Raw genomic sequence first — 20,582 nt, 5'->3', positions numbered from 1 at the left:
ATTTGTTAATTTGAATCTATCATTGTTGAATCAAATACAGTTATTGAAAAGAAGAATAAAAACTATTCTATATAATTATAAAAAGATAATAGAGGCCATTTTTTTCTCCAAGACTTTTCATTTATTCTTTTTCTATAAACTGTTAAATTAAAATTTGGAGTTGGTTTAACTATAAGGTTAAATAAATCACTTAAACCATAAGGTGCAATAAATTCAATTTTATTATTAGTGTTTATGCGTATAGCAATTGAGGTTGCAGTTTCAGGCCAAAATGAAATTGCATGTTCACAGTTTTTATAAGGAGGATGACCATTTCTAGTATGCATTCTAAATTGATTTTTTACTGACCAATTTAAGGTTGAGTTTATGTTTGTTAATTTAGCTTCAATTATGAAATCATCATTTTTAGTAAATGAATTATTATCAAAATAAATAACATCAATGTCATTTAATAAAGACCTTTCTTTGTTGTGCTTATAATCCCATATTTTATTTCTTACAAAACCAGCACCAATCCAGCAGTCAGTTAAATTTAAATCTCTTACTATTTTTAAAATGTTAAGCATCCAAGAATCATTCTCTACTATTGATGTTAATTCAGTTGTTAAGTTAAAAGCCATGGAGAACAATATTAATTATATGAAGGAATATCTTTTAAAAAGATATAACGTTCATTTTCGGTATCTAACATGCAATAAAAATGCTCCAAACCATTGGTAACTATTAAAAATTGAGCATTTAGCTTTAGGTTATAACGAGCAATTTGATCAAAAGTAGCTTGTGTTATTTTTACTTTTGGAGCCTTACACTCTACAATTATATTAGGGGTTCCGTTAGGGGAAAAAATAACAATGTCCGTACGTTTTTTTAAATTGTTAATGGTAAGTTGTTTTTCAATTGCAATTAAAGTTGTTGGATATTTTTTTTCATTAATTAAAAACTGAACAAAATGTTGACGAACCCATTCTTCAGGAGTTAGTACCATGTATTTTTTTCGTAAACTATCAAAAATAAGCGTCTTATTTTCGTTACTTTTGAGCTTGAAAGGATATGTAGGTAAATTCAGTTTTTGCATTAGTCAAAAATATAAAAACTTTCAATATTTAATTTTCAATTGTTTACTTATTTTAAATGAACGACGTAACACATATAGTTAATGATATAAAGAACGGAGCTCTTAAGCCTATTTATTTTTTAATGGGTGAAGAACCGTATTATATTGATAAAATTTCTGAATACATTGAAAAAAATGTTTTGGACGAATCTGAAAAAGGGTTTAATCAAGTAGTAATGTATGGAAGAGATGTTTCTATAGATGAAATAGTATCATCAGCTAAACGATATCCTATGATGGCAGATCGCCAAGTAATTATCGTAAAAGAAGCACAAGATTTAAGTAGGACTATAGATAAAATTGAAAGTTATGCCAGTAATCCACAGCCAACTACTGTATTAGTTTTTAATTACAAATACAAAAAACTTGATAAACGTAAAAAGGCATACAAAGCAATTGCTAAAAATGGCCTGATTTACGAGAGCAAGAAGTTGTATGAAAACCAAGTTGCAGATTGGATTCGTAAAGTTTTAGGAGGAAAAAAATACAATATTGAACCTAAGGCTTCACAGATGTTGGTTGAGTTTTTAGGAACAGATTTAAGTAAAATAAGTAACGAATTAGATAAGTTAATTTCTGTATTACCAGCTGAAACAATTATTAATCCTTCTCATATAGAAGAGAATATTGGAATATCTAAAGACTTTAATAACTTTGAGTTAAGAAAAGCTGTAGGTCAAAAAGATGTGGTTAAGGCTAATAGAATTATTAATTACTTTGCTCAAAACCCTAAGAATAATCCTTTAGTAATGACTATTTCATTATTGAATAGTTTTTTTACACAAATGTTAATGTATCATGGTTTAAAAGATAAATCTAAAGGGTCAGTAGCTAAAACTTTGGGTGTGAATCCTTATTTTGTTGATGATTATGCTACTGCAGGACGAAATTACCCCATGCGAAAAGTGTCTCAAATAATAGGGTTATTAAGAGATGCAGATGTTAAAAGTAAGGGGGTTGGAGCTAATGCTATGCCACAATCAGACATTTTAAAAGAGTTGTTATTTAAAATTCTACATTAATAATGAATGATAATGATCTTTTATTAAAAGAGTTTGAAGGGATAGGTTTTACAAAAAACGAGTTAGAAAGTATTGCTTCAGGGTATAAAAAAACTACTGTAAAAAAAGGAGATTTTCTCTTAAAAGCAGGTCAAATTTCTGATGCATATTATTTTATAACTGATGGGTTCATTCGTTCATTTGTTATAAATTATGAAGGAGAAGAGGTTACTACTAACTTTTTTTCAAAGAACAGTTTAATCATAGAAGAAAGTTCATTTTTTTTAAAATTACCATCTAAGGAATATATTCAAGCGTTGTCAGATTGTATTTTGTGGAGTAAACACGTTACTGTTTTTAATGAGCACTTTAATGAGTTTGAAAAATATAGAGACTGGGGTAGAGAACATTTGGTTAAAAATTTCTTTGCCTTAAAAGAAAGAAGTTTGGCAATGATAACAGATACTGCTACTTATAGATATCAAAACTTATTAAAAAACAGACCAGAAGTTATCCAAAAAGCACCTTTAAAGCAGATTGCTTCTTTTTTAGGAATAACAGATACATCGTTAAGTAGAATTAGAAAAGAGTTAGCTAACTAGTATTTCTTGTCATATGACAAGATTTTTTTTTACGTAGTAGATTATTTTTGGATATCTAATTTTATGAATTATGATTCCTAATTTACCAATATATATTTCTGTATCTTTTTTAATAATAACTTTTTATGCTCTTTTCTTATTCGAAAAATCAAATCAATTAAAAAATAGTACTAAAGCTTTAATCATTTTTTGGATAGTATTTATTTCTGTAATGGCATACAATGGAGTATATCATTTTAAAGAAGGAGATGTTTTTTCTAGATTTTTATTTGTGCTTTTGCCTGTAATTTTTTTTATCATTTTTCTGGTTAATAGAAGTGTTGTTTATCAAAAGAGAGATTTACGATGGAGTACGGCTGTTCATATTCTTCGATTTCCTGTAGAACTTTTATTATTTCAGTTAGCAATACATAAATGGATTCCTATTGAAATGACTTATGAAGGATGGAACTATGATATTATTCCTGGTGTTACTTCAATTGTATTAGTTATTTTATTAAATTTTAAAAAAATAAGTGATAAATTATTGCTGTATTGGAATATAATAGGGTTGGTTTTTATACTATTTATATTGACTAATGGGTTTTTATCACAAGAGTTATTTTATACAAAGTTTGGATATTCAGTACCCAACAGAGGAATAGCGTACTTTCCAATTATATTGTTGGCTGGGGTAATTGTACCAATAGTTATTTACACTCATATTACTGATATTATAGTGTTAAGAAATAAAATAAAACGTGATTTAAAAAAACACCATTAAAATAATGGTGTTTAAAAAAATGAATTTTTATTTCCAACTACTTCCGTTAGAATTTACTTTATTATTTGGATGTTGTTCATTCCAAAGTCTTGATAAGTAGCGTTTATCAGCTAAATCTTTTTGCCAAAAATTTAACCACCTTAAGTGTTTGTCTTGAGCATTTTCAGAGTTTAATGGATCACCAGGATCTAAGGTTAATATTTTACCTGTAGCGTTATCAAATCGTACTTGAAAATCTGGAACATCAGCTTTTTTAATTTGCGGAATTAAAAGCTCAATACTTTTAATGGCATTTTCTCTTTTTATTTCAGCATCTTCTATAGTAGGTTGAGTTGCTATAAATTTAAGAATTTGAATACTGAATTTTTTAACTTCATCTTCTGAAAAAGCGGTGCCAGCTCTAGGTATTTCAAATCCATCAATTTTTTCTTCAATAAAAGCAATTTTTTTCTCAGTATTTTCTTGAACCTCAAAAATAGCTTCATCAGTAGTTGAAACTCCTAAGTCAGGTGTGTAAACACCATTTTTCTTAAGGGATAAAATTTGATCAATTTCTGCTTTAATTAAACGCTCTTTTGATTTAGGAGCACTCAATACAATCCAAGGAGAATTGTTAATTCCGTATGCTTTCTTATTTACCCCACCTCCAAATGGAGTAAAATAAGTTTTATCAGTTAAATTTTTAGTTGATGCTAGTTCTTTTACTTCTCTAAAAGATAATTTACCCATATAATTAGATTTTTTTAATGCTTTTGGTTTGTGATTTTAAGCTGAGAAAGCATCAAAATTTAAGCCAAATGAACAAATTTTAACATAATTGTTTTATTGATTTCTCTATGTTTTAACTCTAAGACCTCCACTAAACATGCATAAAATATTGGTTTTTAGTATCTTTAAATCCTGAGTAAATGTTAAATTTCTTTAAAGAAATATTGTTTTGTTTAATGTTTATGTATATTTGTTAAACAAAAATTAAATCAACTCTCATTATGAAACCAATTCTTTATAAATTAAGTTTTCTTATTTTTTTCATTCTTGTATCTTTTAAACCAACAGCAAAAGAGTTTACTGGTCAAGCAGTATATTTTTCTAAATCTAAAATGGAGTTAGGCCGATGGGGAGCAAGAATGAGCGAAGCTCAGAAAAAGAAAATTCAAGCACGTTTAAAAAATAGATTAGAAAAAACATATGTATTAAATTTTAATAAAAAAGAATCTTATTTTAAAGAAGAAGATAAGTTAGATGCTATTTCTGGAGCAACAGATTCTTGGGGGAAAAATTTTACACAAGGAGAACAATACAAAAATGTAAAAGAAAATACATTGGTACAAAGTCAAGAGTTTTATGGGAAAAAATTTTTAGTAAAAGACAAGTTACAAGTAATTAAGTGGAAACTTGGAAAAGAATCTAAAAAAATAGGAAAGTATTTGTGTTTTAAGGCTACTGCGTCTATACCAACATCAGAGTTAACGTGGTATAATTTTTCATGGAGCGATTTAAGGCCAAGTAAAGATAAAGAAGAAACTGTGAAAATGACAGATGTCGAAGCTTGGTATACACCACAGATACCCGTTAGCCATGGTCCTGCAGAATATTGGGGATTACCAGGACTTATACTTGAGGTAGGAGCTGGAAATACCATTATGTTGTGTTCTAAAGTAGTTTTAAATCCTAAAGAAGAAATAATTATAGAGGCTCCTGAAAAAGGAAAAGAAATAACAAAGAGTGAATACCAAAAAACTATTAAAGGAAAAATGATTGAAATGAGAAATAACAGAGGAAGAAGAAGGAGATAGTTAAAATAAAACTTTTTATAAACCATAAGTCATTTCACATCATGAAAAAAACAGTTAGTTTCTTGTTTTTATTTATAATAATCAATTCCTACGCACAAATAAGTTTTCAAGGAATTGTAAAAGATAGTTTAAATACTCCTTTAGAATTAGCAAATGTAATAGCTATAAATAAAGCAACAGATTTATTAGAATCATATGGAATTACCAATTCTGATGGTACATACAAGTTAGAACTTAAAAAGAATGAAACATATAAAGTTCAAATAAGCTATGTGGGAATGAAAACGTTAGAAGAAGTTTTGGTTACTAAAGAAAATAAAATTATTAAAAACTTTACACTGCAGTTAGATAATACTTTAGATGAAGTAGAAGTTACTTATGAAATGCCAGTGACTATAAAAGGAGACACTTTAATTTATAATGCAGATTCTTTTAAAAATGGAACAGAAAGAAAGTTAGAGGACGTTTTAGAAAAGCTACCAGGAGTAGAGATAAATGAAGAAGGACAAATAGAGGTAGAAGGTAAGGTAGTTAATAAGTTAATGGTAAATGGAAAAGATTTTTTTGATGGAGACACCAAATTAGCAACGAAAAATATTCCTTCAAAAGCAGTAGATAAAATTCAAGTTCTACGTAATTATTCAGAAGTAGGTCAACTAAGTAGTGTAAGAAATAATCAAGATAATGTTGCTTTAAATATCAAGTTGAAAAAAGGAAAAGAGAGTTTTTGGTTTGGTAACGTAACGGTAGGAGCAGGAACAGCACCACAGGAAGAACTTTACTTAGTACAACCGAAGTTGTTTTATTATACACCTAAGTACAGTGTAAATTTTATAGGAGATGTTAATAATATTGGAGAAGTAGCTTTAAACCGAAGAGATATTAGAGGTTTCGGAGGAGGTTTTAGAGCTCCAAGTAGAAGTAGTGGGACAAGTATAAATTTAGGAGATAACAGCCTTAATTTTTTAACTAGCCAAGGGAATGCTTTAGAGATTGAAAATCAACTAGCAACAGCAAACTTTAGTTATTCTCCTAAAAAATCATTAGATTTAAGTGGTTTCCTTATTTACAATAGTAGTCAAATACTTTCTAAAGAAACAAGTTTTGTTCAATATACAAATAAAGATTTGGGAATTCCAGATGAAGCTACTGAACAAACTAGTAATGAACGTTCAAATCAAGGATTGTTAAAACTAAGTGCATCTTACAAACCTAATGTAAATAATCAAGTAGATTACGATGTGATTGGAAGAATATCAAATGATAGACAAAATCAAAACATATTTTCTACAGTAGTTGGTAATACGAATCAAATAGATGAAGTTACACCATATAGTATCAATCAAAATATAAACTACTATTACACTTTAAATGAAACGAATATTTTTGCTTTAGAGGCTCAGCACTTAATCAAAAATGAAGATCCATTTTATAATGCTGTGTTAGTAAATGATCCTAATGCTAATGATCCATTTGATACAACAGCAAATGCTTTAGGTTTAGATACATCTTTAAATACATACAATCTTGCTCAAAACAGGCGCATTAAATCCAATCAATTAGATGCTAAATTAGATTACTATAATATTATTAATACTAAAAGTAATTTAAATCTAACATTAGGAACTATTTTAAGTAAGCAAGAATTTAATTCAACTATTTTTCAGTTTCTTGATAATGGATCAAGGTTTAATCCTACTCCTACAATCAATAATGGGAAGGCAAGCAATGATATTGAATATAATTTTAGTGATATATATTTAGGAGTTCACTATCGTTTTAAAAAAGGAAAGTTTACTGTTACACCTGGTTTTTCGGTTCATGCTTACGGAAATAAGAATATTCAATTTGGAAAAGTATATGAAGATAATTTTTTTAGAATTTTACCAGACTTTGAAACCAGAATACAATTTAAAAAAAGCGAGGCTTTAACATTACGCTATGAAATGCGAAATCAATTTACTGATGTAACACGTTTAGCTGAAGGCTTGATGTTGAATAATTACAATAGTATTCAATTTGGTGCCCCAGAACTTCAAAATGCATTATCACATAATATTAGTCTTTTTTACAGTAGTTTTAATTTGTTTAATTATACTAATGTATTTGCAAGGGCAGCATATTCAAGTAATATTGATCAAGTAAGAAGTGTAACAAACTTTGAAAATGTAATTAGAACCAGTACTTTTTTTAATTCTAATTTTGCAGATGAAAATGTGAATGTGTTTAGCCGTGTACAAAGAACATTTGGTAAAATAAGAGCAAGTTTAAGTACAAGTTTTAATTATAGTAAAATTAATCAATTTATTCAGGGAGTACAATCATTAAATGAAAGGTACACTCAAAGCTATACGCCTGGTATTCGTACAAATTATTTAAAGGCACCTAATATAAATTTAAGATATCGTTATAGTGTATCTACAAACAATCAAGGAAGTCGTAAAACAACTTTTGTAACCAATGCACCTTCAATTGAGTTTGATGCCTATATATGGAAAACAGTTTCTTTTCGTACTAATTATTCATATACTAATCAAGATCTTGGAAATGGAGAATCACAGTCTTTTCAAAACTGGAATGCAACTCTTTCGTATAGAAAAAACAGAGATGCAAAATGGGAATATGAAATTAAAGCAACCAATTTATTAAATATAGATTCTCAAATAAGAAGTAGTGCTAATAATTTTTCAGTATTTAGTTCTGAAACATTTATTCAGCCCCGTTTTGTTACTTTTAGGTTTGTTTATACCTTATAAGTATAAAATAGTTTTTTTAATGCATTATAATATTAAAGAAGGAAAACTTAGTTAATAAAACCGGAACCTATCATGGCTTTCAAAATGAGTAACAATCTGGTGTTTTACTTTTCCGCTTAGTTTGTCGTTTTTTATAACAAAATAAACAAGAGAGTTTTTAGCAGATAGAGGTTCAGAACGTATAACAGAAATTTCCAATACTAATCGTAAACTTGAAAGACTAGAAATGGAATTAATTTCAAGAGATAATTCATCTGAATAAAGAAGACCAGCTGCGGCGTTTTGGAAAAATAAATTGATCATTTAAAGAAATAATTTGCAAGTATTAAAAACACTGATTTTGAGTATGTATAACTAAAAACAGATAAAAATATTTCTTTATAAGAGAGTTATATGTGTTACAAGGTACAACTAATATAAAAATAAATAGATATAAATAACATTTATTAAGTAAGTGATCGAATTAGTTTTGCTTATATATTTAAATAGCAGTATAAACGGAACTCAAAATTTTATTAGCTAGTAATTAAGTTAATAAAAAACCTATTTAAATAATCAAAATAGACACCAACAAAATTAGTATTTTCGCGATTCAAAATGAATAATTTATGATTACTGTAGATCAATTAACAGTTGAATTTAGTGGAAAGGCTTTGTTTAGTGATGTGTCTTTTGTTATTAATGAAAATGACAAAATTGCCTTAATGGGTAAAAATGGGGCAGGAAAATCTACTATGATGAAAATTATAGCAGGAGTTTCTAAAGCTACTAAAGGAGCCGTAAGAAGTCCTAAAGATACAGTAATTGCCTATTTACCCCAGCATTTATTAATGGAAGATAAATGTACAGTACGTGAGGAAGCATCCAAAGCTTTTGAAGCAATTTTTGCAATGAAAAATGAAATGGAATCGCTAAATAAACAGTTAGAAACACGTACTGATTATGAATCGGAAGAGTACATGAAAATTATTGAGCGTGTTTCTGATTTAGGAGAAAGTTATTATGCGTTAGAAGAAGTTAACTACGAGGCTGAGGTTGAAAAAGCGTTAAAAGGATTAGGTTTTAAGCAAAATGATTTTGAAAGATTAACTTCTGAATTTAGTGGAGGTTGGAGAATGCGTATTGAATTAGCTAAAATACTATTGCAAAAACCTGATTTAATTTTATTAGATGAGCCTACTAACCATGTGGATATTGAGTCTGTAATTTGGTTGGAAAACTTTTTATTGAATAAAGCGAAAGCAGTTGTAGTAATATCACATGATAAAGCATTTATTGATAATATTACTAATAGAACTATTGAGGTTACTATGGGGACAGTTCATGACTATAAAGCTAATTATTCCCATTATTTAGAGTTACGGAAAGAACGTAGATCACATCAGTTAAAAGCGTATCAAGAGCAACAAAAAACAATTGCTGATATTAAAGGGTTCATAGAACGTTTTAAAGGAACCTATTCAAAAACGAATCAAGTAGCATCACGTGAGCGAATGTTAGAAAAAATTGTTCCTATTGAAATAGATGAGGTAGATACAACTTCTTTAAAATTACGCTTTCCACCATCTCCTCGTTCTGGAGATTATCCAGTAAAGGTTGAGAACTTAACTAAAAAATACGGTGATTTAATAGTATTTAAAGAAGCAAGTTTTTCAATTGCACGTGGAGAGAAAGTATCTTTTGTTGGAAGAAATGGAGAAGGGAAGTCAACCATGATAAAAGCTATTATGGGAGAAATTGATTTTGAAGGAGAATGTGGATTAGGACATAACGCTAAAGTAGGATATTTTGCGCAAAATCAAGCTTCGTTATTAGATCCTGAGTTAACTGTTTTTCAAACGGTAGATGAGGTTGCAGAAGGAGATGTTCGTACACAAATAAAAAATATTCTTGGTCGTTTTATGTTTGGTGGCGAGGATATTGATAAAAAAGTAAAAGTACTTTCTGGAGGAGAAAAAATACGTTTGGCGATGGTTAAGTTATTGTTAGAGCCTGTAAACGTATTGATTTTAGATGAACCTACAAATCATTTAGATTTACGTTCAAAAGATGTAATTAAAGAAGCATTGTTGCATTTTGATGGAACATTAATACTAGTATCTCACGACCGTGATTTCTTACAAGGATTATCACAAAAAGTATTTGAATTTAAAGACCAACGTGTTATTGAGCACTTTGAAACTATTGATGCTTTCTTGGAACGTAATAATATCAAGGCGTTAAAAGAAATAGATTTGTAGTAGTATAATTATTTATCTACCACTTATCAATTAATTCAAGTAGTCCATTTTTTAAACCAGTATAATAATTTCCTTGTTTAAATTCAGGGATTATTTTTTCATCGATTACTTTTTTACAAATTTCATCAGTTAAAATCAATTGAGTACCGGTACCAGTTACAATGGTGATTTTTTTACAAGATTTACATAGTAAGATTGTAAGGCCATTATTTTTTTCAGAAGTTCCAACACCCCAATAGTTTGATAAATCGGTAGCGTATTTTTGAATATCAGTATATGGGGTAATATTGTCAATGGTTACAAGTACTATTTGTCGTGTTGTTTTTAAATTATAGTTATAAATAATATCTGAAAGTTCGTTTATTTGAACAGTAGTAAATAGGTTATCGTAATCGTTAATAAATAATCCTTTAGATTTAGAATTCCTAAATTTCTCAATGGTTGAGAAATCAAACACAGTCGTTAATTGTTGATTTTTAGTATTTTGAACTAGATTTTTACAAGACTGTAAGTTGAAAATTAATAAAAGGGCGCATATTTTAATAACTGCTTTCATGGTATAGCATTTTGTGCTAATTTATATAAAAAGATATTAGAACTTGAAAATTGTAATAGTTAGTTTCGTTTATTAATTGTTTACCCATAGTACTTCTTAAGGTATTTTGCTTGATTTTCAAGTTCAGGGAACAAGGTAGACTCATTAATTCCTAATACATTTAATTCGTTGATTATATTTTCTTTACTATCGTTGTTAATGTTGAAATCTACACCTGTTGAATCAAGATTTAATATCCATTCATTGGGTATTTTAGCTGGTTTGGTTTTATGTCCGTCAATACCAAATATTAAAAAAGCACCACTTTGTTTAATTATCCTATTATTACTCTGTTTTACTTTCACAGCAACAACTCGTTCAATGTCTTCAGGATTGATTATTGATTGAAAGTAAGATTTCTCTTCTTTAATTTCGTGAATCAAGTATCCTATTTCATCGTTAAACTCTTTAGTACTTAAATCCCTTATTTTCTCAACTGAAAAAGAGCTAGGTCTTTTAGCAATGTTAGCAATAACACTTACGGTATCACTGTCGTAATATTTGATATCTTTCTTAGGTACTTTAAAAGCAACTACTTTTCCATCTCTTTTTCCTTTACTGCTGCTTGCAAAGTATAAAGCAACAAGCGGGTTAGTTGTAATATCTAACAGTCGTGTGGGTAAACCATAGTGTTGCATTTTCACTAGTTTTTCTAAAGCACTTTTCTCATTTAAAAAATCTGAAGGGGTTCTTAAAATAAATTCTTTGAACAGTTTATTTTCATTAGATATTAATCTTTTATTTCTATAAATGCTTGGTTCTAAACCATAATTCAAATCAGAGTGCCCTCTGAAAAAGAGCTCATAGTTCTTCATTTTTGGAATATTCTGTAATTCCTTTACAAAATCTGCTATATTTCCTATTGCCATTTAGTTTAGGTATTTATAAATAATTTACATCGAAGTTTAAGCATCTAATTTAAGCAATTACAAATCGAATGAGAAACTTAAGAGTACAGTTTCATCAAGTAATAAATTATCACTTTTAAGTTTAGTAAGAAGGCCTATTGTAAAAATATTGAAAAGTGTAAGAAATTTTAACTTTGTAATAGTTGCAAAGAATGTCTTCATCTTATATAAAACGAAGAAAGTTACTTAATAACTTCAAAAGCTAATTTAGGTAATTTGTAAACAATGAATATTTTATTAATTTTGCTCAAAATTTTTAAAAAAAAACTATGAAACAGTATTACTTTTTAGTAGTAGTATTTTGCTATGCTTCTTTTTTAACTGCTCAAAACGTTTCTATTCCTGATGCCAATTTTAAAGCATATTTGGTAGGAAATAAAACTATAAACACTAATGGAGATAATGAGATACAAGTGAGTGAAGCGAAAGCCCATAATGGACTTATTTGGTGTATGAATAAAAATATTACTAACCTAACCGGTATTGAAGCATTTACTTCATTAACAGAATTAAACTGTTCAAATAATCAATTAACAAGTTTAGATGTTTCAAAAAATGTAGCTTTAAAAAACTTGTATTGTGATAACAATAAACTTACGAGTTTAAATGTTTCTGGAGCTACTGAATTAAATAGGTTAAAATGCCCTATAAATAAATTAGGAAGTTTAGATATTTCAAAAAACACAAAACTTACTTGGCTAGATTGTAATACAAATCAACTTGCAAACCTAGATGTTTCAAAAAACACCTTATTAGAAGGATTAAGTTTTTGGAGAAATGAGCTTACTGATATTGACGTTTCAAAAAATATTGCAGTGTATTTTTTAAGATGTTCTGATAATCAGTTAACTAGTTTAGATGTTTCAAAAAACAAGGCTTTAGATAGATTATGGTGTAATAAAAATTATATAAAAAGTATTGATGTTTCTAATGCTAGTAAATTAACTTGGTTAAATTGTACAGATAATAAGTTAACTAGTTTAAATTTAAAAAATGGGAACAATAGCAACATGATTATGTGGGCTGATATTAATCCAAATTTAACCTGTATTCAGGTAGATGATAAAAATACAACAAAACCTAGCTGTAATAAAAATGGGAATGCTGGCTGGTGTATAGATAGTACAGCTAGTTATAGTGAAGATTGTAATACTGCATCTCAAAATGTAAGTATTTCTGATGCTAATTTTAAAAAATACTTATTAAGTAATACTAGTATTAATATAAATGGCGATTCCGAAATTCAAATAACCGAAGCAGAGAGGTTTACAGAAACAATTGATTGTTCTTTTAGAAGCATTAGATCATTAAAAGGGATTGAAGCTTTTATTAATTTAACGGGGTTAACTTGTTGGGGAAATCAATTAAGAAGTATAGATATTTCTAAGAATATAAAATTAACCAATTTACAATGCTTTCGAAATTTAATAACAAATTTAGATGTTTCAAAAAATAAGTTACTAACAAAGTTAGTATGTTCTGATAATTATTTAAGCAGCTTAAATGTTGCAAATAATACTGCTTTGACTGAACTATTTTGCTATAATAACCAATTAAGAAGTATAGATGTTTCTAATAATAAAGAATTAATAAATTTATACTGTTATAAAAACAGGCTGAAAACTCTTAATGTTTCTAGTAATAAAAAATTAAAAGCATTATCTTGTTATGAAAATCAATTAACAACTCTAGAAGTAAAAGGTACTACAAGTTTAGTTAGTTTATATTGTATGGAAAATCAACTAACCAGTTTAGATGTTTCTAATAATAAATTAATTCAAAATTTAAATTGTGGAGATAACAAATTAGTGAATTTAAATGTTAAGAATGGTAATAATGGTAGGATAAGAACAATGTTTGCTAATAATAATTCAAACTTAATATGTATTGAAGTAGATAATAAACAGGCTACTTATCCTACATGTTATACAGGAACAAATTACAGAGGTTGGTGTAAAGATACTACAGCTAGTTACAGTGAAACTTGTACTGCTACAGCTAATATTGATGATGTTTTTACTCAAAGAATTTTAATAGCTCCTAATCCAGTAAATAACAAGTTGTCTATTAATTTTTCTAAGGTAGATAAAATTAAAAGTATTAGTGTATTTAACATCTTAGGAGAAGAGCTCATAAAAAGTAAAGAAGTGATTATTGATTTTACAAATTTACCTAGTGGAATCTATTTATTAAAAATAGAAAACACCAATAGTAAAGTGGCTTTAAAAAAAGTATTAAAAGAATAAGTTCGATTCAAAATAACATAAAAAAACTCCAATTGGAGTTTTTTGTGTTTATAGAAGAAATGAATTTTCTTGAACTTTAATATTTATATTCGTTAACTGTAACACATTACAAAAAAAGCAGTACTTATAAAAGTATGTAACCCTAATCAAACAAAATATAATATGAAAAATAAGTTTTTAAGAGTGTTGGCTCTAGTAATTTCATCTGTGCCACTGTGTGCACAAACCTATATTACAAATGTTACAATAGTTGATGTAGAAAAACAAAGATTAGTATCTAATCAAACTGTAGAAATTACAGATGATATTATTACTTCGATTAAATCTAGTAAAAAAATAAAAATACCTTCTAAAGGGAAAATAATAGACGGAACAGGAAAATTTTTATTTCCTGGATTAACTGATGCTCATATCCACTTTTTTCAAAGTGGAGGACTCTATACACGACCAGATGTAATAGACTTGCGAAAAGACTTGCCTTATCATAAAGAAATAAAAAATTCTCACACTAAAATGGAGAATAAAATGCAACGATATTTACAGAATGGGATTACAAATGTAATAGATGTTGGAGCAACTTATAATTTATTAAAAGCAAGAGATAAGTATAAAGAAAATAAGAAGAGTCCTTCTGTTTATATGACAGGACCTTTGTTAACAACATATTTACCTAAAGCCTATAAAAACTTAAAAAACGATGCTCCTTTTAATTTAGTAAAAACTAAAGAAGATGGAGTTAAAATGGTAGAAGAACAATTAGCATACAAGCCTGATTTTATTAAAATTTGGTATATAGTTGGTACTGATGGACTTTCAAAAGAAGAGAGTGCGCGAAAAAATTTACCAATAGTAAAAGCAATTATAGATAAAGCTCATGAAAATAATTTGAAAGTTGCAGTTCACGCTTCTCAAAGAATTACGGCTCAGTTGGCGGTAGAAAACGGATGTGATTTTTTAGTGCATAGTGTGGATGATGAAGAGTTAAAAGATGATTTTGTTCAGTTATTGTTAAAAAAGAAAACAGTTCTTTGTCCAACATTAGTAGTGTATGATGGTTATATGAACACATTAGGACAAAAGATAAAAATGAGTCATCATGAGTTAGAAAAAGCAGATCCTGATCAATTAGGGTCGTTACTTGATTTAAAACACTTACCAGATACTCTACTTATAAAACGTTATAAGAAAAGTGTTAATTCCAAAGCAAGTATTGCTCGCTCTAAAAAAAGTAGGTCAATAATGATGACTAATCTTAAAAAGTTGTCTGATGCAGGAGTTTTAATAGCTACAGGAACTGATGCAGGAAATATTGGAACGTTACATGCTTCTTCTTATTTAGCAGAATTAAAAGCGATGCATAAAAGTGGAATGAATAATTGGCAATTAATAACTGCGTCTACTATAAATGGTGCTAAAGTTCTTAATAAAGAAAAAGAATTCGGAACCGTTAGTGTTGGAAAAAAAGCAAACCTTATTTTATTAGATGCGAATCCAATTGAAAATATAGAGAATATAACCAAGATTAATAAAGTGATAAACAAAGGAGAGGTTTTTACACCTTCTAAAATACTTCAAACCACTCCTGCTGATTTAGCACAAAGGCAATTAAATGCTTATAACTTAAGAGATATTGATGCCTTTTTAGAACCATATGCAGATGATGTTGAGGTATATAATTATCCAAATAAATTACAATATAAAGGTAAAGAAACAATGAGAAAAGGATATGCTCAAATGTTTAAAAACACACCGAACTTACATTGTGAATTAGTTAGTAGAATTAGTCAAGGAAATATTGTAATAGATAAGGAGCGTGTTCAGTTTGGAAATAGAATATTAGAAGCAGTTGCTATATATCACATAGAAAATAATAAAATTAAAAAAGTTTACTTTATTCAATAACTTTAGAGTAGTTATTTATAAAAGATAAAAGCAAGCCTTATTTATGGCTTGTTTTTTTTTGTTATTTGAATTGCTAGAACCCTTTTTTAATGATTAATCAAATGTGTTTTTTATCATTAAAGTAAAAATATCAACTCTAAATATATTACAATAGACTAAAATACAGTAATTAAAAAAAATAGTAAGATAATCAATAAGAAATACTAGGAGTTAAAACGAAATAAAAAGACTAAAAAAGTGTTAAATTTTGAAGGTTTTTAGTTTGTGTTTCATTTATAGCTTCATTAACTAAATAGATGTATAACAGATTGTTGATTGTTTTTTTTGGTGTTAAAATAATTAGGAATTGTAAAATAATATTATTTCATTTGTGCCCACAAAAGTTAAATGAAAAAATGTGACTAAAATTGCTAATATGTGTCGCATTTCAAGTAAATGTTATTTAAATTAAATTTAATAAAATGAGAATATTAAAGTTCATTATCCCTTTAATTGCTTTTTTGAGTTTCGTAAATGTACAACAAGCAACTGCTCAAGAAACATCAAAAGAAATTAGAAAAAAAATTGGAAATTTAGAAGAAGAGATTCGCGTTAACGAAGAAATGTTAGTAAGTGGAATTGATGGTTTAGAAAGAATCAAGAAAAGATTTTCAAATACAGAAAAAACTAAAAAATCTACACGAAAAGAAATTGAAAGAAAACGTAAAATTTTTGCTAATGTTCAAAGTAGATTAAACACTTTAGATAAAAAAATAAAGAAGCAAAAAAGAACTTTAGTTAATTATAAAGAAGATTTAGGGAAAAAAACGGCTAAAAAAGGAGTAACAAAAGTAGCTAAAGTTAAAACTAAAGTTGAGAAAACTGCATTTCTGAATAACGAAAAAGAATTAGCTGAACGTCAAGAAAGGTTAAAAATAGCAAGAGAAAAGTTAGAAAGAGAAAGAAAAGAAAGAGAAGAGAAATATCGTAAAGAGCAAGAAGAACTTTTAAAAGAAGCTGAAAAGTTAAATAGACTTGATAGTGAGATAAAAGTAGAGAAAGAAAAAATAATTAAGCAAAAAGAAGCAATTAGAAATCAGAAAATTGAAGCGAATCGTGATAAAATCAATGAGTTAGAAGATGATATTATCGTTAATGAAGAGATTTTAATAAGTGGTCAAGAAGGTTTAAAAAGAGCACAGGCTAAATTAGCTAAAGTTAAAGCTGATGATAATGCTACTCAAAAAGAAATAAATAGAAAAGCATCTATAGTTTCTAAAATAAACCAAAGATTAGATAAAATAAAAGCTGAAATTCAAGAGAAAAAGGCAGCAATTGAAAAATTGAAGAACCCTTAAGAATTTAATAGGTTTCATATAATAAAACACCATCAACATTTTGATGGTGTTTTTTGTTTTATGTAAGTACTATTAATTAGAGTAAACTTATGTTTATATGAGTTTTAGTATTTAATAAAAAACGCTCTAAATATTCATTTAGAGCGTTTTTTTAAAAGGTATTATTTTTTGGTACTTAGAATTAGAATACTAAATCCTTAATTCGTTGTTTAATTGTTTTCTTAATGTCTTTAGGATAACTTCTGTCACCATGAAACACATCAGCCATTGCTTCACTAAATTGTTGACCGAATTTTTTTAGTAAAATATTTCTAACTGTTTTTTGTTCGTAAAACCATTTAGAAAGCCATAAACCAGTTTTAATTTCTGGTAATAAGTTTTCTTCTATTTTTTCTATATATAATTTACCAGCAAGCTCATTATTTTTATTACTTTCAATAATAGCTTCAGCAGCTAATTTCCCACTGTAAATTGCATTAGAAATACCTTCAGCGGTTATAGGGTCAGCAAAACCTGCAGCATCTCCAATTAAAAAGACATTGTTTTTAACAAAACCATCAGTACGAGGAGATACAGGAATTTGAAACCCGTGTTGAGATTCACTAATTACATTTGTAATACCAAGTGTTTCCATATATTCTTGGTAAAACTTTTTTAAATTAATTTTAGTTCTTCTAGCAGAAGCAACTCCTATAGATAAATGATTTTTTTTAGGGAAACTCCATGCGTATCCATAAGGAATAGCATCAATATCAAAACGAACTTCTTTTGATAAACGTTCAAAATCTTCATCAGAAACTTCAACCTCATACTCTAAAGCTGGAATTAATTTTCGAGTATCTTCTTTCCAACCAGCCATTTTAGCTGTAGGGCTTAAAGCACCATCAGCAGCAATTACAAAATTAGCAGTAATATTACCTTGTGATGTTTCTAAAGTGATTAGATTACCTTCAAAAGATAATCCTTTTAACTTGTGATTTTCTAATAAAGTAGCTCCAAATTCTTTTGCTTTTTGAGTAATAAGATTATCAAAAGAGTCACGCATAATCATAGAAATAGTTGGATCTTCTCTATGAGTTTTAAAATGTAGTTTGTCACCTAAATAAATATCAACAGTATGAAATTCTTTTTCAACTACTTCGTCAATCTCAAAAGGTAAATTTTTACGTCCTCTAAAAACAAAACCACCACCACAAGTTTTATAACGTGGTAACGTTTCTTTTTCTATAATAACAGTTGAAATTCCTTTTTTAGCTAAATGAAAAGCTGTTGAAGCGCCTGAAGGGCCACTACCAATTACAGCTACATCGTAATGTTTCATATGTTTTTATTTGGTGCAGGCAAAAATACATTATTTTTAAAAATAAGAACTAAAATTACCAATTTAAACGACTCATAATAGGGTAGTGGTCAGAAAGTTTATTGTCATTGTATGTTTTAAACTGATTTATAACAGCACTTTTGTCTGTTAAAATAAAGTCAATTCGCATAGGGTATATATAACGAAAGGTTTTTCCAGAACCCAAACCTCCTTCAATAAAAGCATCTTTTTTGTTTTTTGATAATTTTCGATATACCCATGAGTAAGAAGTATTATTAAAATCACCGCACATAATTTTTTTACCTTTCCAGCTATATTCGTGTTTAATAATACTTTCGGTTTGACTTACCTGTTTTTTTAAATCCGTTAGATAAACGTTTGAATAAACGTTCAGAACTCTTTTCTCCAAAATTTTCTTTATTAGGATTAATTTTTAAAGATTCGAGGTGTGCATTATATATACGTATGGTATCCATGTTTTTTACAATATCAATAAAAATTGTATTGTTAGCGCTATTTTTAAAATTTAAAGAACCCGAATTTACAATTGGATGTTTTGAATAAATAGCAAGACCAAATTTATTAGTAGCAGATTTTGTTTTTATATATTTATAAGGAAGTTTAATATCTAATAAATCTGATTGATAAAACTCTTGTAGTGAAATAACATCTGGAGATTCATTATTTATAAACTCATAAATTTTTTGTTCAGTAGTAACATCATCATTCCACTTGTAATAATTAAACATCCTTACATTATAACTCATTACTTTTAAATCATTAGTAAGAACTATCTCCTTGTTAGAAAATTTAAGAAGAGGCGGAGCTACAAACCAGCCTATAAGTAAAACAAAAGCTGATAAAAGTGTGTTTTTATGAAGCTTAATTAACCAGTAAATAAGGAATCCTAAATTAGTTAGTACAAGGAAAGGTACAAATAAGCTAAAAATGGTTAATGCGGGTACTGTTTTTGGTGAAATGTAAGGCAGTAAATAAGATAATAACAAAGCGGTTGCTAATATCGAATTAATAAAAAGTAAAAGAGGGTTTATAATTGAAAGCTTTTTCACACAAATAAATTTTAAAAGTTATGGTCTTATAGTATTTCTTTGGGGAATTCTTAATAAAGAGTTATTTAGTTCTTTCCTTGTTTAAACAAAAACTCTTTTTCTTCTTTAGAAAGTGTTTCGTATCCTGATTTACTTATTTTTTCTAAAATCAGATCAACTTCTTGTTGTGTTTTAGATTTACGTTTTGTTGCAGTAGAGTACGTTGGTTTTTTACCAGATTTATATACAGTTTTTAAAGGTTTTTCTTTTCTTTTAAATAAATCGGTAAAAGGCTTAAAGATACTAAATTGTTTATTACTAGCATATTTTACATACATAAAACCAAATAAAGATCCACCTAAATGTGCAAAATGACCACCCGCATTATTTCCTGATAATTGTATTAAGTCTAATAATACCCATATAAGGGCTAGTTTCCACAAATGTATGAATCCAATAAATCTAATTTTTAATTGATAATTTGGTATATAACTAGCTATTCCTATAAAAATAGCTGAAATACCTGCCGATGCTCCAACAAGAGGTACTAATTGATTTTTAAAAAGAGGGATATAATTATATCCTAATAAAAACAATATACCTCCAGAAACTGTCCCTAGTAGATAGAAATTAAGAAGTTGTTTTGAAGTGAAGTATTGTTTAAATAAATGACCTATATAAAACAGGGCAATTAAATTAAATAAAATATGAATGAAGTTAGCATGTAAAAAGCCGTAAGTAAAAATAGTCCAAGGTTGTGAAACAAATACATCAAAACTCGAATTAAGAGAAAACCATTTTACAATAATATTTTCACCAGTTTTAAACCATTTACTAAAAACATCGAACATCAATGTAACAAAATAGATGATAAGGTTTACGTAAATTAGTTTTTCGACTATGCCTGCGTGTTTAAATCTATGCTTTATGTTTTCTAATACATCCATCTTTA

General features: G+C 27.9%; 19 protein-coding genes. 9 read left to right on the top strand and 10 right to left on the bottom strand.

All coding sequences use genetic code 11. From position 1 onward, the window contains the following. Nucleotides 1–62 precede the first annotated feature (62 nt). Together BLV71_RS01255 and BLV71_RS01250 are read right to left on the bottom strand one after the other, a co-directional pair. Nucleotides 63–620 (bottom strand): nucleotidyltransferase family protein, encoded by a 558-nt coding sequence (locus BLV71_RS01255; RefSeq protein WP_093868787.1) that lies wholly within the window; start codon nucleotides 618–620, stop codon nucleotides 63–65. Between the two features lie 11 nt (nucleotides 621–631). After that, on the bottom strand, nucleotides 632–1,075 hold the full coding sequence (locus BLV71_RS01250) for a type I restriction enzyme HsdR N-terminal domain-containing protein (protein WP_093868786.1): 444 nt from the start codon (nucleotides 1,073–1,075) through the stop codon (nucleotides 632–634). A gap of 56 nt (nucleotides 1,076–1,131) precedes the next feature. Here BLV71_RS01250 and holA point away from each other — a divergent pair, with 56 nt between their 5' ends. The 3 genes from holA (at nucleotide 1,132) to BLV71_RS01235 (ending at nucleotide 3,480) form a co-directional block, all read left to right on the top strand. Next, nucleotides 1,132–2,136 (top strand): DNA polymerase III subunit delta, encoded by a 1,005-nt coding sequence (gene holA, locus BLV71_RS01245; RefSeq protein WP_093868785.1) that lies wholly within the window; start codon nucleotides 1,132–1,134, stop codon nucleotides 2,134–2,136. Between the two features lie 2 nt (nucleotides 2,137–2,138). After that, entirely contained in the window at nucleotides 2,139–2,717 is a 579-nt protein-coding gene (locus BLV71_RS01240; RefSeq protein ID WP_093868784.1) for a Crp/Fnr family transcriptional regulator, read from the top strand. Nucleotides 2,718–2,787: 70 nt separating this feature from the next. Continuing rightward, a complete protein-coding gene (locus BLV71_RS01235) occupies nucleotides 2,788–3,480 on the top strand; it encodes a hypothetical protein (protein WP_093868783.1) in 693 nt (230 codons plus the stop codon). 27 nt (nucleotides 3,481–3,507) lie between these two features. Here the strand turns inward: BLV71_RS01235 and BLV71_RS01230 are convergent, their stop codons facing one another. Next, nucleotides 3,508–4,209, bottom strand: a complete 702-nt coding sequence (locus BLV71_RS01230) for a hypothetical protein (RefSeq protein ID WP_093868782.1) — start codon at nucleotides 4,207–4,209, stop codon at nucleotides 3,508–3,510. Nucleotides 4,210–4,469: 260 nt separating this feature from the next. Here BLV71_RS01230 and BLV71_RS01225 point away from each other — a divergent pair, with 260 nt between their 5' ends. Together BLV71_RS01225 and BLV71_RS01220 are read left to right on the top strand one after the other, a co-directional pair. Beyond that, nucleotides 4,470–5,276, top strand: a complete 807-nt coding sequence (locus tag BLV71_RS01225) for a GLPGLI family protein (protein WP_093868781.1) — start codon at nucleotides 4,470–4,472, stop codon at nucleotides 5,274–5,276. 41 nt (nucleotides 5,277–5,317) lie between these two features. Further along, the gene (locus BLV71_RS01220; protein ID WP_093868780.1) at nucleotides 5,318–8,032 is read left to right on the top strand and encodes a carboxypeptidase regulatory-like domain-containing protein; all 2,715 of its coding nucleotides are present in this window, start codon (nucleotides 5,318–5,320) and stop codon (nucleotides 8,030–8,032) included. A 51-nt stretch (nucleotides 8,033–8,083) separates the two neighbouring features. On the opposite strand, the gene BLV71_RS01215 is transcribed toward BLV71_RS01220, so the two are convergent. After that, nucleotides 8,084–8,335: a hypothetical protein gene (locus BLV71_RS01215; protein ID WP_093868779.1), complete on the bottom strand. Its 252-nt coding sequence runs from the start codon at nucleotides 8,333–8,335 to the stop codon at nucleotides 8,084–8,086. A gap of 305 nt (nucleotides 8,336–8,640) precedes the next feature. On the opposite strand from BLV71_RS01215, the gene BLV71_RS01210 reads away from it, so the two are divergent. Beyond that, nucleotides 8,641–10,272: an ABC-F family ATP-binding cassette domain-containing protein gene (locus tag BLV71_RS01210; protein ID WP_093868778.1), complete on the top strand. Its 1,632-nt coding sequence runs from the start codon at nucleotides 8,641–8,643 to the stop codon at nucleotides 10,270–10,272. 16 nt (nucleotides 10,273–10,288) lie between these two features. On the opposite strand, the gene BLV71_RS01205 is transcribed toward BLV71_RS01210, so the two are convergent. Both BLV71_RS01205 and BLV71_RS01200 read right to left on the bottom strand, forming a co-directional pair. Then, complete coding sequence (locus BLV71_RS01205) at nucleotides 10,289–10,828, bottom strand: TPM domain-containing protein (protein ID WP_093868777.1); 540 nt, start codon at nucleotides 10,826–10,828, stop codon at nucleotides 10,289–10,291. Nucleotides 10,829–10,908: 80 nt separating this feature from the next. After that, on the bottom strand, nucleotides 10,909–11,736 hold the full coding sequence (locus BLV71_RS01200; RefSeq protein ID WP_093868776.1) for an FRG domain-containing protein: 828 nt from the start codon (nucleotides 11,734–11,736) through the stop codon (nucleotides 10,909–10,911). Between the two features lie 308 nt (nucleotides 11,737–12,044). Here BLV71_RS01200 and BLV71_RS01195 point away from each other — a divergent pair, with 308 nt between their 5' ends. The 3 genes from BLV71_RS01195 to BLV71_RS01185 all read left to right on the top strand — a co-directional run bounded on the left by BLV71_RS01195 (nucleotide 12,045) and on the right by BLV71_RS01185 (nucleotide 17,260). Next, the gene (locus BLV71_RS01195) at nucleotides 12,045–14,021 is read left to right on the top strand and encodes a T9SS type A sorting domain-containing protein (protein WP_093868775.1); all 1,977 of its coding nucleotides are present in this window, start codon (nucleotides 12,045–12,047) and stop codon (nucleotides 14,019–14,021) included. A 162-nt stretch (nucleotides 14,022–14,183) separates the two neighbouring features. Further along, the gene (locus tag BLV71_RS01190) at nucleotides 14,184–15,923 is read left to right on the top strand and encodes an amidohydrolase family protein (RefSeq protein WP_093868774.1); all 1,740 of its coding nucleotides are present in this window, start codon (nucleotides 14,184–14,186) and stop codon (nucleotides 15,921–15,923) included. 461 nt (nucleotides 15,924–16,384) lie between these two features. Then, nucleotides 16,385–17,260 (top strand): coiled-coil domain-containing protein, encoded by an 876-nt coding sequence (locus tag BLV71_RS01185; protein ID WP_093868773.1) that lies wholly within the window; start codon nucleotides 16,385–16,387, stop codon nucleotides 17,258–17,260. 181 nt (nucleotides 17,261–17,441) lie between these two features. Here BLV71_RS01185 and BLV71_RS01180 read toward each other — a convergent pair whose 3' ends face one another. The 4 genes from BLV71_RS01180 to BLV71_RS01170 form a co-directional block, all read right to left on the bottom strand. Then, entirely contained in the window at nucleotides 17,442–18,581 is a 1,140-nt protein-coding gene (locus tag BLV71_RS01180; protein WP_093868772.1) for a geranylgeranyl reductase family protein, read from the bottom strand. Nucleotides 18,582–18,636: 55 nt separating this feature from the next. Further along, nucleotides 18,637–18,873 carry an endonuclease/exonuclease/phosphatase family protein gene (locus tag BLV71_RS18790; protein WP_255405072.1) on the bottom strand — a complete coding sequence of 79 codons (237 nt, stop codon included), beginning with the start codon at nucleotides 18,871–18,873 and terminating at the stop codon, nucleotides 18,637–18,639. Between the two features lie 31 nt (nucleotides 18,874–18,904). Continuing rightward, nucleotides 18,905–19,651, bottom strand: a complete 747-nt coding sequence (locus BLV71_RS01175) for an endonuclease/exonuclease/phosphatase family protein (protein ID WP_255405071.1) — start codon at nucleotides 19,649–19,651, stop codon at nucleotides 18,905–18,907. A 65-nt stretch (nucleotides 19,652–19,716) separates the two neighbouring features. Beyond that, nucleotides 19,717–20,577, bottom strand: coding sequence for a rhomboid family intramembrane serine protease (locus BLV71_RS01170; RefSeq protein WP_093868771.1), 861 nt, complete (start codon nucleotides 20,575–20,577; stop codon nucleotides 19,717–19,719). Nucleotides 20,578–20,582: the final 5 nt, after the last annotated feature.

Origin of the sequence: Tenacibaculum sp. MAR_2010_89 (genome assembly GCF_900105985.1) — a bacterium.
Taxonomy (GTDB): domain Bacteria; phylum Bacteroidota; class Bacteroidia; order Flavobacteriales; family Flavobacteriaceae; genus Polaribacter; species Polaribacter halocynthiae.
Note: the sequence above shows the minus strand (reverse complement) of the source record. Positions and strands in the feature narration are given on the sequence as shown.

Coding starts and splice junctions, on each gene's coding strand:
- BLV71_RS01255 (WP_093868787.1), bottom strand. CDS start 620: ATGGCTTTTAACTTAACAACTGAATTAACATCAATAGTAGAGAATGAT.
- BLV71_RS01250 (WP_093868786.1), bottom strand. CDS start 1,075: ATGCAAAAACTGAATTTACCTACATATCCTTTCAAGCTCAAAAGTAAC.
- holA (WP_093868785.1), top strand. CDS start 1,132: ATGAACGACGTAACACATATAGTTAATGATATAAAGAACGGAGCTCTT.
- BLV71_RS01240 (WP_093868784.1), top strand. CDS start 2,139: ATGAATGATAATGATCTTTTATTAAAAGAGTTTGAAGGGATAGGTTTT.
- BLV71_RS01235 (WP_093868783.1), top strand. CDS start 2,788: ATGATTCCTAATTTACCAATATATATTTCTGTATCTTTTTTAATAATA.
- BLV71_RS01230 (WP_093868782.1), bottom strand. CDS start 4,209: ATGGGTAAATTATCTTTTAGAGAAGTAAAAGAACTAGCATCAACTAAA.
- BLV71_RS01225 (WP_093868781.1), top strand. CDS start 4,470: ATGAAACCAATTCTTTATAAATTAAGTTTTCTTATTTTTTTCATTCTT.
- BLV71_RS01220 (WP_093868780.1), top strand. CDS start 5,318: ATGAAAAAAACAGTTAGTTTCTTGTTTTTATTTATAATAATCAATTCC.
- BLV71_RS01215 (WP_093868779.1), bottom strand. CDS start 8,335: ATGATCAATTTATTTTTCCAAAACGCCGCAGCTGGTCTTCTTTATTCA.
- BLV71_RS01210 (WP_093868778.1), top strand. CDS start 8,641: ATGATTACTGTAGATCAATTAACAGTTGAATTTAGTGGAAAGGCTTTG.
- BLV71_RS01205 (WP_093868777.1), bottom strand. CDS start 10,828: ATGAAAGCAGTTATTAAAATATGCGCCCTTTTATTAATTTTCAACTTA.
- BLV71_RS01200 (WP_093868776.1), bottom strand. CDS start 11,736: ATGGCAATAGGAAATATAGCAGATTTTGTAAAGGAATTACAGAATATT.
- BLV71_RS01195 (WP_093868775.1), top strand. CDS start 12,045: ATGAAACAGTATTACTTTTTAGTAGTAGTATTTTGCTATGCTTCTTTT.
- BLV71_RS01190 (WP_093868774.1), top strand. CDS start 14,184: ATGAAAAATAAGTTTTTAAGAGTGTTGGCTCTAGTAATTTCATCTGTG.
- BLV71_RS01185 (WP_093868773.1), top strand. CDS start 16,385: ATGAGAATATTAAAGTTCATTATCCCTTTAATTGCTTTTTTGAGTTTC.
- BLV71_RS01180 (WP_093868772.1), bottom strand. CDS start 18,581: ATGAAACATTACGATGTAGCTGTAATTGGTAGTGGCCCTTCAGGCGCT.
- BLV71_RS18790 (WP_255405072.1), bottom strand. CDS start 18,873: ATGTGCGGTGATTTTAATAATACTTCTTACTCATGGGTATATCGAAAA.
- BLV71_RS01170 (WP_093868771.1), bottom strand. CDS start 20,577: ATGGATGTATTAGAAAACATAAAGCATAGATTTAAACACGCAGGCATA.